The 15,911-nt window shown below is 29.7% G+C and carries 13 protein-coding genes and 1 pseudogene; 2 read left to right on the forward strand and 12 right to left on the reverse strand.

Translation table 11 applies throughout. The annotated features are described in order from the left end of the window. Positions 1-87: 87 nt before the first annotated feature. On the reverse strand, positions 88-1,734 hold the full coding sequence (locus tag BDW25_RS01565) for a glycine betaine uptake BCCT transporter (RefSeq protein WP_002449918.1): 1,647 nt from the start codon (positions 1,732-1,734) through the stop codon (positions 88-90). Positions 1,735-1,949: 215 nt separating this feature from the next. Here BDW25_RS01565 and mscL point away from each other — a divergent pair, with 215 nt between their 5' ends. Further along, positions 1,950-2,306, forward strand: coding sequence for a large conductance mechanosensitive channel protein MscL (gene mscL / locus BDW25_RS01570; RefSeq protein WP_002455375.1), 357 nt, complete (start codon positions 1,950-1,952; stop codon positions 2,304-2,306). 5 nt (positions 2,307-2,311) lie between these two features. Here the strand turns inward: mscL and BDW25_RS11105 are convergent. The 8 genes and pseudogenes from BDW25_RS11105 to sosA form a co-directional block, all read right to left on the reverse strand. Next, positions 2,312-3,978, reverse strand: a pseudogene (locus BDW25_RS11105) (IS1182 family transposase); the annotation flags it as partial. A gap of 275 nt (positions 3,979-4,253) precedes the next feature. Continuing rightward, positions 4,254-7,289, reverse strand: coding sequence for an exonuclease subunit SbcC (gene sbcC / locus BDW25_RS01580; protein ID WP_002449110.1), 3,036 nt, complete (start codon positions 7,287-7,289; stop codon positions 4,254-4,256). A gap of 1 nt (position 7,290) precedes the next feature. Continuing rightward, positions 7,291-8,415 (reverse strand): exonuclease subunit SbcD, encoded by a 1,125-nt coding sequence (gene sbcD, locus BDW25_RS01585; RefSeq protein WP_002449112.1) that lies wholly within the window; start codon positions 8,413-8,415, stop codon positions 7,291-7,293. A 160-nt stretch (positions 8,416-8,575) separates the two neighbouring features. Continuing rightward, positions 8,576-9,043 carry a CcdC family protein gene (locus BDW25_RS01590; protein ID WP_002449105.1) on the reverse strand — a complete coding sequence of 156 codons (468 nt, stop codon included), beginning with the start codon at positions 9,041-9,043 and terminating at the stop codon, positions 8,576-8,578. A 132-nt stretch (positions 9,044-9,175) separates the two neighbouring features. After that, entirely contained in the window at positions 9,176-9,418 is a 243-nt protein-coding gene (locus BDW25_RS01595) for a YneF family protein (protein ID WP_037541068.1), read from the reverse strand. Between the two features lie 228 nt (positions 9,419-9,646). Then, the gene (tkt, locus tag BDW25_RS01600; protein ID WP_133944705.1) at positions 9,647-11,635 is read right to left on the reverse strand and encodes a transketolase; all 1,989 of its coding nucleotides are present in this window, start codon (positions 11,633-11,635) and stop codon (positions 9,647-9,649) included. Between the two features lie 101 nt (positions 11,636-11,736). Continuing rightward, positions 11,737-11,976 (reverse strand): DUF896 domain-containing protein, encoded by a 240-nt coding sequence (locus BDW25_RS01605; RefSeq protein WP_002449118.1) that lies wholly within the window; start codon positions 11,974-11,976, stop codon positions 11,737-11,739. A 186-nt stretch (positions 11,977-12,162) separates the two neighbouring features. Further along, positions 12,163-12,396, reverse strand: coding sequence for a DNA damage-induced cell division inhibitor SosA (gene sosA, locus BDW25_RS01610; protein WP_002455378.1), 234 nt, complete (start codon positions 12,394-12,396; stop codon positions 12,163-12,165). A gap of 143 nt (positions 12,397-12,539) precedes the next feature. Between sosA and lexA the strand changes: the two genes are divergently transcribed. Next, positions 12,540-13,160: a transcriptional repressor LexA gene (gene lexA / locus BDW25_RS01615; RefSeq protein WP_002449099.1), complete on the forward strand. Its 621-nt coding sequence runs from the start codon at positions 12,540-12,542 to the stop codon at positions 13,158-13,160. A 203-nt stretch (positions 13,161-13,363) separates the two neighbouring features. On the opposite strand, the gene BDW25_RS01620 is transcribed toward lexA, so the two are convergent. The 3 genes from BDW25_RS01620 to rpsN form a co-directional block, all read right to left on the reverse strand. Beyond that, complete coding sequence (locus tag BDW25_RS01620; protein ID WP_002455379.1) at positions 13,364-14,389, reverse strand: CAP domain-containing protein; 1,026 nt, start codon at positions 14,387-14,389, stop codon at positions 13,364-13,366. 14 nt (positions 14,390-14,403) lie between these two features. Then, positions 14,404-15,381, reverse strand: a complete 978-nt coding sequence (gene guaC, locus BDW25_RS01625; protein WP_002449104.1) for a GMP reductase — start codon at positions 15,379-15,381, stop codon at positions 14,404-14,406. 194 nt (positions 15,382-15,575) lie between these two features. Next, complete coding sequence (gene rpsN / locus BDW25_RS01630; RefSeq protein ID WP_002449108.1) at positions 15,576-15,845, reverse strand: 30S ribosomal protein S14; 270 nt, start codon at positions 15,843-15,845, stop codon at positions 15,576-15,578. Positions 15,846-15,911: the final 66 nt, after the last annotated feature.

Genomic DNA, 15,911 nt, shown 5'->3' on the forward strand with positions numbered 1-15,911 from the left:
GATTTTCTTTTGAAAGTCTTTATATTTCGATCTAACCATATTAAAAAACGCCTAAGACAAATAAGTTGTCTTAGGCGTTTTTTTTAATTATTGTTCTGCTTTCTCTGCATTACGTCGATTTTGACGTTTTTCTAATATATCAGATTCATAGTCTTTTTGTTGATATTCAATATATTCTTTTAGTCTATGTTTATTAGGCTGTAATGTTAATCCTAAGAATTTGCGTTCTTGGTTAGCATCTTTATAGAAACTAATCATCATTAGTATGACCACAAAGGAGAATGGTAATGCACTAATAATTGCAGCACTTTGTAGTGCGCCTAATGCTTCTGCGCCATCTCCACCACCTGCTAAGAGTAAGATGAAGGCAATAAGAGATTGTGCAATACCCCATGTTACTTTTACCACGTTAGATGGTTCTAATGAGCCATATGTTGTTTGCATACCTAATACAAATGTTGCTGAATCGGCTGATGTAATAAAGAATGAACCGATTAATACAAGTGCAACAAGTGATAAAACCATTCCTAAAGGTAAATGATTAAATACGCCAAAGAGTTGTGTTTCTGCTGACATCTTGAATAGCTCAGAATGTTTTTTACCCATTTCAATACCTAATACGCCAAATACACTGAACCATAAGAAACTTATTAGAGCTGGAACAAGTAATACACCTGAAATAAATTCACGAATTGAACGTCCTTTAGACACACGCGCAATAAATACACCTACGAATGGGCTCCAGCTTAACCACCAGCCCCAATAATATAGTGTCCAAGAAGACATCCATTCTCTTTTTTGAGAATTTAATGCTGCTGTATCAAAACTGTTGAATAAGAATGTATTGAACAAACTACCAATTGAACTTGTAAACATGTTCAAAATTAATACAGTCGGTCCAACAATTAAAGCAACAATCATTAATATTGTACCTAAACCAATATTGGCATTACTTAAATATTGAATTCCTTTACTTAGACCAGACCAAGCACTAATAATAAATAAAATTGTAACAACAACAATAATAAGTGATTGAACCCATACATTATTTGGGACGCCAAATAAGTAATTTAAACCACCGTTAATTTGTAATGCACCCATACCTAATGATACAGCTACCCCTACTACTGTAGCGAATACTGAAAGTACATCAATAATCGTACCAATAGGTCCTTCTACTTTATCTCCAAGCAATGGGCGTAATGTTCTAGAAACAAGTCCTGGTTCATCTTTTCTAAATTGAGCGTATGCTAAGGCAAGAGCTACGACACCATAAACTGCCCAAGCATGAAATCCCCAATGGAAGAAAGTAGAACGAAGTGATTCAGTAAAGGCTTCTGTCGTTTTTGGACTAGCAGTTGGTGGTGCTGCGAAGTGTGACATAGGTTCTGCTGCACCATAGAATACTAAACCAATACCCATACCTGCACTAAATAGCATGGCAAACCATGAAATCGTATTAAACTCTGGTTTATCATCAGGTTTGCCAAGTTTTAATTTCCCAATTGGACTGAAAATCAAAAAGACACAGAAGAAAACAATAATAGTTGTAAGTATTAAATAATACCAACCAAGTTTATCAGTAATCCATCCACTTATTGAACTAGTAATTGAATCGAATTGTTCCGGTACAATTGCCCCAATTAATACAATAATCGCTACGATAATCGCACTATAAATAAATACCGGCGAAAATTTCTTTCCTTTCTTACTTGATTCAGAAGAAGAATTCATAACTAATATAACTCCCTTCATCGTAATATTAAATTTTTTCAAAATGAAAAATACACAATTAATTATAAAAATAATTAATTAATTTTTCGGTAAACCACTTTAATATAATAACAAACGTTTTAATCTTAATCAAATTTCATTAATTTTAATATTTACTAATTTATTTATGTTTTGTATGATATATTATATAAAAATTAAATAAATAGGAGATTACTATGCTAAAAGAATTTAAAGAGTTTGCATTTAAAGGAAATGTTTTAGATTTAGCAATTGCTGTAGTTATAGGAGCAGCATTTAATAAAATTGTATCATCCTTAGTAACTTATATTATCATGCCATTGATTGGTAAACTGTTCGGTTCGGTAGATTTTGCTAAAGATTGGCAACTTTGGGGCATTAAGTATGGTCTTTTCATTCAGTCAATTATTGATTTTATTATTGTTGCTTTTGCATTATTTATCTTTGTTAAGATTGCCAATACAATTATGAGAAAAGAAGAACCAGAAGAAGAAATTGATACAAATACGGTATTACTTACAGAAATTCGAGATCTTTTAAAAACAAATAAATAAATCCAAAGAGTCCGGGACATAAAGTTTCTAGATAAGTGAAAAAAGACAATTTCTATTGAAATAATATAGAAATTGTCTTTTTTATAATTTTTTTGATTATTTTCAGCTCGTCGAGCTGCTACTTTTCTTATATTAAGTGCCATTAATACAAATTCTAGTTCTCTTTTGACTTTATTTATCCCTCAAATGGACATTCGAGTGAAACCCAAAATAGCCTTCATAAATCCAAAAACAGGCGCCACGTCAATTTTTCCTTGACTGTAGATGGTTTTTGTTTTTGCTTCTGAAAGCTTTTGATTAATTTGGGCTTTAAAATATTCCCAATTATAATTTTTCATTATTTTTTTATTTGTTTTTGAATTGAATTTCATCCATTGGTGCTTCAAAGAACATTCTGAACAATCATCACATTCATATAATTTAAAGTCCCGTTTAAAACCATATTTATCATGACGATAGGCATATCTTTTAAAACCTAATCGCTTTTTGTTTGGACAAATGTATTCATCGTTAATTTCGTCATAATCCCAATTTTGAGTATTAAAGATGTCACTTTATACTTTTTAGTTTTATCTTTTATCAACATACCGTAAGTTATAAGCGATGTTCGATTAAAATCATCTATAATTGCCATATAATTGGGTTCGCTACCATAACCTGCGTCAGCTACGATATATTCAGGTAAATGACCGTAGGTCTCTTGAATTGAATTTAAAAATGGTATCATCGTTCTTGTATCAGTAAGATTTTGATACACATGATAAGATAAAACGAATTGAGAATTTGTCGCTATTTGTAAATGATAACCTGACTTGAGTTGTCCATTTTTCATATAATCTCCTTTCATTCTCATAAATGTGGCCTCATGATCTGTTTTAGAATAACTATTTCTATGCTTTAAAATAAATTTTTAGCCTTCGTATTTATGCTTTCGCTCAGAGTAATTATTAATTTGCTTTTTATATTTTTTAATTTTAGTTCTTTTGAGCCGTATTTGTTTTCTTATTTTAGTCCATTTTTCATTATCGATATGTTGGTTTAAATCTTCGATTTCTTTATCGAAATGACTACCAATCAAATCTATTTCTTTTTTTGTTAAGTCATTATCGCGATCTTCTTTAATCTCAGTTATGATTTTATTTGTCACCCATTCATGATAGAGCACTTTAGAATCTTCATTCTTCCTTGACTCATGGTTTTGAATACTCTTTTTTCATACAAATGTATATCGATTGGCATTCGCCTCAACTTTCGTACCATCAATAAAAATGACCTGTTCATCTATAAGATGTTGTTTCAAACACTGACTATGAAATTGAATAAATAATGATTCTAATAAAGCATCTACTTTTGGATTGACTCTAAATCGATTAATCATTTTATAAGAAGGATTTTGATTTTGTGATAGCCACATCATTCGGATGCTATCATTAAGTCATTTTTCTATCTTACGTCCTGAAAACACAGATTGTGTGTAGGCATATAGAATGACTTTTAACATCATTTTTGGATGGTATGATGTTGCACCACGATGATGTCTGAATTTATCAAATTCAGTCTTAGGAATGGTTTCTACAATATCATTGACATGTCGTGAAATATCATTTGTGGGGATAAGAACTGAAGTTTCCATTGGTAGAGTAAGTTGAGTCATGTTATAATCTTTATACATAAGGCACCTCGTTAATTTAGTTTATTAGTGTTTATTAAATTATACGAAAGGGTCTTATTTTTTTGAAGTATTTCAATGTAAAATTACATATAAATACAGAGTGTTTTGGCGAGACTCTTGAGGGAACAGGACAAGCTGAAGACTACAGGCTGAAGCTGTCCCCTAAGAAAGCGAGCCAACAATACGTAGTATTGTAAATAAAGAAGCCAGTAAATGAATTTATAAAAAACTCATTTACTGGCTATTTTTTAGGAATTATGTCCCAGCCTCTTTTGTTATTTCCATTTAAATTTTGTGTAACTTTGATACTGATTTGTATTTACTTCAAGTATTAATGGAATTCGTTGTTTTAATTCACTCACATGAGAGATAATTCCTACCATCCGTCCAGATGTTTTTAAATTTAATAATGTATCAAGAGATGTTTCTAAAGTTTCTTGATCAAGTGTGCCGAATCCTTCATCGATAAACATTGATTCTAACGTAATACCTCCAGATTCTTGTTGTACGACTTCACTTAATCCTAATGCTAGAGCCAGGGATGCTTGAAACGTTTCTCCCCCTGATAATGAACTAATATGTCTTGACTTATTAGAATATAAATCAAATACATCGATTTCTAATCCACTATATCCTTGTGATATTGATTCTCTTCGTTTAAGTTGGTATCTTCGCCCGCTCATTATATCTAATCTAATATTTGCTTGATGTATAATTCTTTCTAAATAATAAATTAATACATAGTTTTCAAGCGATAATTTTTGATGATTCTTTCCAGATAAAACCTCAGATAAATTAAAAATTTGTTGCTGCTCTTTTAACTCTTCATCTAAATAGTGAATATGTTTTTCTATTTTTGCAAATTTTTCATCATTCTTCTTAATTTTATATTGTATTGATACAACATCATTAACATACTGATTATATTTTTCTTCGATATGTTCTTTTTGCATTTCAAGATTAGATATATCTTCAAGTTCTTTTTCACTTGTAAGGCGTGTTAATCGTTCTATTTCAACGTTATATTTATGTTGTTCCTTATCGAATTGATTAATTCTTTTCTCAATATGTTCTTTATTTTGAAGTTCCTGCTTTAATTTTTTTATTTCATCTTCATTTTCTAAACCTAATCGTTTCATTTCTTTTCGGATAGTTGTTGCAAAATAATCTAATTCTTTTTGTAGTTCTTTACTCGTAGCTAAATAATTATCAACACTATTATTTTCTAAAGCTAGCGCATTTTGATATGATTGCATGTTTTTATTAGTATCATTAACATGTTGATGATATTCATCAATCTCTTTTCGAAGACTTAAGTAATAATTTTTAAAAGTTTCAATACTTGAATATCCTGTATTTATTTCAAAATCTTGAATTAAAGTTTGATTCTGACGTTTTTGAGAAGCTAATTTCTCTAATTTAAGTTCTTGCTGATGCTTCTCTTGCTGTAACGTATGAAATTTTTGTTGTAATTTATCTAACTCTTCTAATTGTTGTTGTAATTGTATTTTTTCAGACTTTGCACTTTGTAACTTTTCTTTGATTTGGTCTAAATTAATCGATTTATACTCTATCTCTCCTAAATCTGATATGCTTTGAGAGAGTAATTCACACGTCGCTTCGCTTTTACTTAAATGCTGTTTTTTTTCATTAATTTCATTAGAAAGTTTATCAAGTAATTGATGATTTTGATTAATAGTTTCGAAATCAATATGCTGATTTAAAGATTCAATTTCATTTCCACATATTGGACATGTATCGCCAATACGTAACGCTGACTGTATTTCAATAATAAAGGTTTGTTTATCATTTAAATCAATATTACGTTTATCAATGATTCCTAACTGTTGATTGAGTGTATCAATGTCATTTTTTAAATTTTGTACCTCTTTTGAATGTTGATGATATTGTCGTTTTAGGGAAACTTGCTTTTCATACTTATCTTTTAAATTCTGTTGTTCATCTAATTGTTTTTGTAATTGATATATTTGTTCAGTCAGCTCATCAATAGCTTTATTATCCACTTTATAGCTATCAATAGATTTACTCATTTTATGTTCTTTATTAATTAACTGCTCTTGCTCTTTCATCATTTCATTATAACTGTGAATAATATGTTCTTGCTCTTTAAACGCTTGTTGATATTTATTCAAATAATTATAAAAGGGCTTTGATTGTTCTAAACTCTCACTTTTTAAATGATATGAGTCACTCATCTTGTCTAATTGTTTACGTTCTTTTTCAAGCATGTTTATTTTATTATTTAATTGCGATATTTTATTTTCAGTTTCTATTATTTTGGTTTTTATTGTTTGACGTTTTTCTTCTTTAAAGTGTTGTTGATCATATAAATTAAACAGCATGCCAGCATCATTTAATCGATTTAATTTTACTTTTAATGCATTTATGTCATCCATTTGTTCATCTAACTGATGTTTTAATTGATGATATTCTTTCAGTTCACTCAGTTGTTGTTCTAACGTTTTATTTAAATCAATACGTTTTGTTATAGAAAGCAATTGTTCGTTTTGCTCATTTTTTAGATGCAGTCTTTTTTCTTCGATTTGATGACCTATTGCTCTAAAATCGGGAATAGTCTGTATTAATTCTTGAGTTTTCATGTGATGAATTTGTTTAAATTGAATTAATTGCTCATCATCAAATGCTTCGATATCTTCCCATAGTAATTTTATTTGATTGTATCTTTTTTCAATTTGTTTTTTCTCTTCTTTCACTTCACTTTGAAGAAGTTTTTGAATTTCTTCAAAACGTATACTATTAAATAAAGTTCTTAATATCCCTTGTTTATCTGTACTATTGGATACTAAAAATTTTTTGAATTCACCTTGTGGAAGAATAAATAACTGTCTAAATTGTTCAGCATTAACTCCTAGTAATGATTTAATATATTGATTTCCAACGCTGATTTTACTTTCTCTTAATTCATATGTTTCACTTTTAGAATCATATTCATACACATCTAGTTTTCCTGGTGTTTGACTAGTGTTTCCTTCTTTAGTAAAAGCGCCTTGACGAATAATTTTGAAATATTTTTTATTGAGTTGAAATTCATATTCAACCCACATAGGAGATTTTGCCTCTGCAAAATGACTTCTTAATCCCGCTTCACTTCTGCCTTCTGTAGAAGCTTTTCCAAATAACGAAAATACAATTGCATCAAATATCATGGTTTTTCCCGAACCAGTTTTACCACTAATTAAAAAAAGTTGATCATTTTTAATTTGAGTAAAATCAATCATTTCATGTAAGAATGGGCCAAAATTATGTAACGTTAATTTTATTGGTTTCATTTTAGACCTCCTTATTCGATACCAAAGTGATTAAATTATTTATTTTTTCTTCCTGGTATTTTGTCATCTCATTATCTGTAATCATCTTATAAAATTGCTTAATAATAGTTTGGTCGTCTTGTTGTTGTATTTGTGTCTGATGTAAAGGTCCCTCATTTTCAAAAGTAATATTGCTAAGCGCAAGAGTATTAGGGAATAGTTGTTTTAAATGAATCATTGGATCACTAATATACGACATATTTTTAAGTTTGAAATGTATATAATTATCTTTATTTTTAGGTTGAATATGTCCTTGAATCACTTCATCATACTCGCCCTCAACCACTTCAAGCTCTCTTAAAGGTTTAAGTTGCACAAATGATGTTGATATTTCATTTTTATCTTTAATCACCAAACGTTTATATCCCTTAGGCTGGTTTATTTCTGAAAATGAATATTGTAACAGTGAACCAGAATAATCAATAATGTCATCTTTAATACTAAATGGATGATGTAAATGTCCTAATAACACTTTATCAAATACGTTAAAACACGATTTAGTAACACTTTCAACAGTCCCAATTGTTAAAGGTCTTTCTGAATCTGATGTTTTTCCCCCATTTATCGTTAAGTGACCAATTAAAATATTTATTTTCTCTTTATTCAAATTTTCTACTATATAATTAATACATTTTTCTGTTGCTTGTTGATACGTTTGAATAGAAGCATCTTTAAAAAATTCTTTTACTTCACTAATAGTAGCAAATGGAAGTACATAGAAATGTACATCATTAAATACGATAGGCTGATTCATATGTTTTAATTTTGTACGTATAAAGAGTTTGGAATGTTCAAACCATGAAGCACCATAATTCAATCGTTCTTTACCGTCGTGATTACCATTAGAAATAATCATGGGGATATTCATATCTATATTAATCGTATGAATAGCATTTTCAAAAAGATAAATGGTTTCTTTACTCGGATAAGTTGTATCATAAATATCCCCAGAAATCACAACTACATCAGGTTTTTCATCTTTTAAACATTGAATAAATTGTTCTAAAATAAATGATTGGTCTTCAAGAAATTGTTTTCCGTTAAGTATCTTTCCTAAATGCCAATCTCCAGTATGTATAATTTTCATAACATTCCCCTTACTTTTTAAAGAATTATAATTTAATTTTAAAAAAGAGCGAGATTGAATTCTCAATGAACTCACATACTCGCTCTAAACTTCAATTCAATTTAATATCAAAAAATAATATTTTATTTAATTTTAGATAAGCTAATATTATTAATCTCTATTATGAGACTAAAGATTTTTTAACGTTTTTATATTTATATAACATAGCTAAACGCCAAGGAACAATCATACTAAATGCCAATAAAAAGAACATGCCTCCGATTTCTCCTGGATCAATAGAGCTACTAATAAATATTTTTATGATTGTTCTAATAATTAAAAGCGAAATTAAAATGATTGGAAACGCTTTTGATCGTTTCATATATACCTCAGCACCTTGAACTTCAAAATGACTTGTCCAGATAAGTACAGACGAAAATATCACACCTAAAATGATAGATTCTAAAATTTCAGCCCCAGTTAATCTAAAATATGGAATGACATACATCAAAGCACCTGTCGACATAAAGATAGGAGGTAAAATAATTTTCTTTTCATTTACAGGGAATTTTTGTGCTTTCATACGAATAACTATGACAACAATCCCCATAAACAATGCAAATACTATGGAAAAAACTAAATATGCCAAATTTACACCTTCTTATATTCACATAACTAAAAGTTTAATACTATTATAATTCTTAAATACTCCAACTAAAAATGTTTTACAACAAAAACAAAGGATTGTAAACCCTTATGGCATACAATCCTTTAATAACTATTATTTTTTTGAACTCTTCATGTTTTGATCCATGTTTTTGTTCATCATCGTCATCATTTGATTGATTTTCTTTTGAGACGGTTTTTGTCCCATTTGCATCATCATCATACGTAACATTTCTTCATTGATAGGTGGGTTTTTTTTCAAATAGTCCATCATATATTTTCTTGCTAAGAAGAAACCACCAACTAGTCCGATGATAAGTGCTACAATGATTAATAAAATTGCTAACCAAGTTGCCATTGTTTCACCCACTTTCTATATCCTACTGAATTTTACTAAATAACTATCTTGATTTCAAGAGTTAGTTTTAGAATAACACCACTTCGCTTTTATATTAACAAACTGTTTAACACGAATACTAATATTATAAATCACTTCATATAAAGTACTATTCACAAAATAAGAAAGAGCAGGAAAGAACTCATTTTGAATTCATTTCCCGCTCTCTATGTTGACTAAATCATAATATTAAAAAGTGCGAATTTGATTTAAAATATTTTCTTTAGTAAAGCCATATTTTTCAACAACTAAGTCTCCTGGTGCACTTGCACCAAAACCATCGATTCCAATGACTTTGCCTTCAGTGCCTACATATTTATGCCAACCGAGTGGTGAAGCCATTTCAATTGCAACACGTTTAGTTAATTCTTTTGGAATAACTGATTCTTTATACTCGTCTGATTGTTGCTCAAAAGCGAACCAGTTTGGCATAGAAACTACTCTTACACCTTTACCTTGTTTATCTAAATCTTTAGCTGCTTCAATAGCTAAGCTTACTTCTGAGCCAGTTGCTAACAATAGATATTCTGGTTTAGTTTCAGTTTCAAATACAATATATGCACCTTTTCGTACGCCTTCTTCAACCGTTTCTTCATCTACATCTAAATAAGGAAGGTTTTGACGAGTTAAAACTAGAGATGTTGGTGTTTGTTTAGATTCTAATGCAACTTCCCATGCTACTCTTGTTTCATTACCGTCTGCTGGACGAATGACGTTCATATTTGGAATAGCTCTTAAACCTGCTAACTGTTCAATAGGTTCGTGTGTTGGACCATCTTCACCTACAGCAATTGAATCATGTGTAAAGATAAATGTTGCATTCAATCCCATAATTGCAGATAAGCGTAATGCTGGTTTTAAGTAATCGCTAAATACGAAGAAGGTAGCACCATAAGGATGTAAACCTCCATGTGCTGCCATACCGTTTACTGCAGCACCCATAGCAAACTCTCTTACACCAAACCAAACATTTTTACCTTCTGGAGTATTAGGATTGTAATCTGTAGCTTCTTTAACATTTGATTTATTAGATCCTGCTAAATCTGCAGAACCACCAAAGAATGAAGGAACAGATTTACTAATTGCTTGAATGATTTCTCCAGAATCTGCACGAGTAGCTGCATTATGGTCACTACTGAATTTTGGTAATTCATCTTTATAATTTTCAGGTAATTTACCACTGATTGTCAATTTAAATTCTTCAGCTAATTCTGAATATCTTTCTGTATATGTTTCTAATTTTTCTTTCCACTCATCTTCATGCTCATTTGCACGTTTTAACATTGTTGTTTGGAAGATTTCATATACTTCTTCTGGAACATTGAAACGTTTTTCTGGATCTAATCCATATGCTTCAAATGTAAGTTTTCTTTCATCAGTACCAAGTGGCGCTCCGTGAACACCATTTGTACCGCTAACGTTTGGCGCGCCGTAACCAATAATTGTTTTAACTTCAATTAACGTAGGACCATTTTGCTGTTTAGCTTTAGTAATCGCATTATCAATTTCTTCTAAATTGTTGCCATCTTTTACTAAAATATGGTTCCATCCATAACTTTCAAAACGTTGTTTTACATCTTCTGAGAAAGATTTGTTAAGTTCACCATCAAGTGAAATATCATTTGAATCGTATAATACAATAAGTTTATCTAATTGATTATGACCAGCAAATGAAGCTGCTTCATGAGAAATACCTTCCATTAAATCTCCATCTGAAGCCAACACGTAAGTATAATGATCTACAACGTTAATATCACCTTTATTAAATTTACCACCTAAATGAGCTTCAGCTAAAGCCATTCCCACAGACATAGCAAATCCTTGCCCTAATGGACCTGTTGTAACTTCAACACCATCTGTATGACGAAACTCAGGATGTCCAGGTGTTTTAGAACCCCATTGTCTGAACTGCTTTAATTCTTCTAATTCTAAGCTTCCAGAGACATGTAATAAACTATATAGTAAAGCAGAACCATGACCTGCAGATAATATAAATCTATCTCTGTTAAAGTAGTCTTTAGATTGTGGATTAAAGTTTAAGTGGCGAGTCCAAAGCGTGTAGGCCATTGGTGCAGCTCCCATAGGCAAACCAGGATGACCAGAATTTGCTTCTTCAATTGCATCAATACTTAATGCACGTATAGTATCAATAGCTAATTGGTCTTTTTCATTAAACATCTTACATACTTCCCTTCTAGAATTAATCATCTTTTATATATTATAACTTAAAAATATAGTAAATGATAAGATTATAATGTTAATGATTAAAATGTTATTAACTATTGATCATTCTTTTTTCTTTCTTGAATTTTTTTAAGTTTTTCAGGCGTTACATCGTTGCCTTCTGGATCAATGACTTTGGTACTTTCAATTTGTTGTTTAAATCCCTCTCTAAAAGAATCTAAATATTGTTTACGCAACTTAGATTGCTCTTTTGCTTCAGCTTCTGTTAAACCTTGCTCTTTTTTCTTTTTTGCTAATTCATTAATTCTATCTATATTTAAATTATTATTTGACATGTCATTACACTTCCTATTCTTTTCTTTAATACATATAAAATACTTAATTAATATAACAAAAAAGAGACATAGATAAAAAATCTAAGCATCATAAACTCTTTCTAAAATAAATGAAGTATTTTTATATAATACTTCATATTCCCATTTCTTAGAAGTAATAACTTTTTATCTGTATCTCTTAAATATTTATTTAACTAATGCGAACACTTTATAGTCTGTTTGTTCTGTATTGTTGGGTATATCGTTCTTATAATCATCGTTTAAAATCGCTTTTTTAGGGATCGTATGATCGGTAATTTCGTACATGTGTTCCGTATGAGCGTTCTGATATAAATTAGTAAAAAACACCAGAAAAACGATGCAAGATACTACTAGAACAATTATATTTTTAATGATATTACTAGTACGATTACTAAGCATTTATTTTCACTCCTAGAACATTTGTTTGTATAAATACTTTAACAGAACTAGTGTTCCTAGTCAATAGAATTACGAACAAACGTTTGTTTAAAAAATCAAAAAATGCTATACTATATTAAAATAAACTTAGGGAGTGCCTATATATGAGAGAGTTAACTAAAAGACAAAGTGAGATTTATGATTATATTAAACATGTTGTTCAAATAAAAGGTTATCCACCAAGTGTAAGAGAGATTGGTGAAGCTGTTGGTCTTGCCTCAAGTTCAACTGTGCATGGTCATTTATCTAGATTAGAAGAAAAAGGATATATTAGAAGAGATCCTACTAAACCTAGAGCAATTGAAATCGTGAGTGACCAAAATAATGATATGACTAGAGAAGAAACTATCTATGTTCCTGTTATCGGTAAAGTTACAGCAGGAGTTCCGATTACCGCAGTTGAAAATATAGAAGAATACTTTCCATTACCAGAACATTTAACGTCTACACACAATAGTGATGTGTTTATTTTAAATGTTATCGGTGAAAGTATGATTGAAGCGGGTATTTTAGACGGAGATAAAGTAATTGTAAGAAGCCAAACTATTGCTGAAAATGGAGATATTATCGTAGCAATGACTGAAGATGATGAAGCTACTGTAAAACGCTTTTTCAAAGAAAAAAATCGATATCGTTTACAACCAGAAAATAGTGCTATGAGTCCCATATATTTAGATAATGTAACAGTTATCGGTAAAGTCATTGGTCTATATAGAGAATTATAGTTTATCTCTTGTTCGTTACGTTAAAATCTCTTATATATGTTTAATATACAAAAAACTAGAAGCGCATAGACGCTTCTAGTTTTATTTTTTATTTAAAATCTCTTTTACTTTATCAAGTATATCTTTTTTCTTATTTTTCTTTGTAGGCATAATATCAACTTCCTTGCAAAATGAACATACCCCTATATATTATAAATCAAACATTATCCAGCGTAGTTTTCTGTCCAAAATGGTTGTCGATTTTTATTAAAATCTACACCTACACCTAATGTATTTACGTGCGTATTTAAAATATTTTCTCGGTGTCCTAGAGAATTCATAAGTCCTTCGTGAGCATAAATACTACTTTGTTGACCATAAGCTAAATTTTCAGCAGCAGCATTAAATTGAATACCATCACGTTTCATTCTATCGAAAGGTGAATGACCATTTAAATCAGTATGATCAAAATAATTATTTTTAACCATATCTTCACTATGTTTTCTTGCAGTATGAGATATTTTTTTAGAGTAATCCAATGTATTTAATCCGTGTTGTTTTCTTTCTGCATTAACTAAATCAAAATTTTGATATTCAAAGCTTTTTTCTAGCGTTGTAGATGGTGCACCATATTGCTTTTGTAATCGGTTTTCCATCGATTCACTCACTTGCAACAACCCTGTTAAGTTATTTTTATTATGTTTATCGTAAAATGCAGTGGTATAAATGTGATCTTTATAAAAAACATCATATTCATTATTTTTTACAACAAAACGATAACGTCCTTTTGTAATTTTATCTACTGGTTTACCGAGACGTTGTTCAACCACTTTTTTAGGGGTATTATATTTAATTTTAGATTTAGAAGTTATAATATTTTGATTACTAAATAAAGCATTAACTTTATTATTAATGTAACTTACCATTAAAAAATTTTGATAATCATCATTGTAATAAGTGTACCATTTTGTACCATATTCATTTGATGTCACTCTTTTTGGTCGCCCTATCTTATTTTCTACTTCCTTTTGAGACATATTTAATTGAATATTATTAACTGCAAATTCTTGTTTTTTTGGAACTTTAAGCACATTATTTTTAAAACTTGTATCTTCATTTAATAAAACTTCTACTTTATCTCTTACATTATTTTGTAAATTAATAAAAAACTGGTTTTCTTCAATGGGTTTAATAATGATAAATAACAAAAATATTGCAGTAAATAAAAGGAACTTTTTAATAATATTCACCTACTAAACATATATTAATCTCTATCACCATTAAAAATTGAGTTTCTTACAATAACATAGTCAACAGTAGTTAGTGATTTTAAATCTTTACCGCCAGCATAGGAAATTGAGCTTTGAAGATCTTGTTGCATTTCAACTAAGGTATCTTTTAATGAACCTTTATGTTCCACAAACATTTTCTTCCCTTCAACATTCTTATGTTCCCCTTTTTGGAATTCGGAAGCACTACCAAAATATTCTTTATAACGTTTACCATCTAACTCAACTGTTTCGCCAGGAGATTCTTCATGCGCTGCAAATAATGAACCAATCATAACCATAGTAGCTCCAAAACGAATAGATTTCGCAATATCACCATGTGTTCTAATACCTCCATCAGCAATAATTGGTTTACGTGCAGCTTTACTACAAATGTTTAATGCAGCTAATTGCCATCCTCCTGTACCGAATCCAGTTTTAATTTTAGTAATACATACTCGTCCTGGTCCTATACCAACTTTAGTAGCATCTGCACCAGCATTTTCTAACTCTCTTACTCCCTCAGGGGTTCCTACATTACCCGCAATAACAAATGATTGAGGAATATGTTTTTTAATATGTTTAATCATATTAATAACCGAATTAGCATGACCATGAGCAATATCAATTGTAATATATTCAGGTATTAAGTGCTCAGTTTTTAATTTTTCTATAAATTCAAATTCAGTTTCCTTTACACCCACTGAAATAGAAGCAAAAAGTCCTTTATTTTGCATTTTTTTAATAAAAGGTATGCGACCTACTTCATTAAAGCGATGCATAATATAAAAATAATCATTTTCTGCAAACCATTCTGCTAAAGATTCATTCATTACTGTTTGCATATTAGCTGGAACCACTGGTAACTTAAAAGTTTTTGGCCCAAATTGTACAGTCGTATCACATTCAGATCTACTATTAACAATACATTTATTTGGAATTAATTGAATATCTTCATAATCAAAAATTTTCATACTTTAAATTTCCCCTATACATTTTAAATTTAAAAGACACTGTAGACATAAATAAAATATCTGACTCTTTACAAAATTATTTATAACGTAATCTAGAGCGAGAAATCACCTTTTTCTCGCTCTTATTATTTATATCCTTATATACTTTACAATTTTTTAAATACAATGTAAACGGACTAAAGTATTAGTTTCAATTACCAACTAGATTTTTTCACACCAGGAATTTGACCTTTATGAGCATGTTCTCGAAATGCAATTCTAGACATTTCAAATTTTCTCATTACACCTCTAGGACGTCCTGTAACTTTGCATCTTCTTGTTAAACGAGTTGGAGATGAATCTCTTGGTAATTTCTTTAATGCTTTATAATCTCCTTTTTCTTTCAACTCTTTACGTAATTCATAATATTGATTTACTAATTTTTCTCTTTTTAATTCTTTAGCTATTTTAGATTTTTTAGCCATATATTATCTCCTTTTTATAAATCGTAATAATTACGTTTTATATATTAACATACTTTTAAAAAATTA

It is taken from the genome of Staphylococcus sp. AtDRG32, assembly GCF_004365845.1.
GTDB lineage: Bacteria > Bacillota > Bacilli > Staphylococcales > Staphylococcaceae > Staphylococcus > Staphylococcus hominis.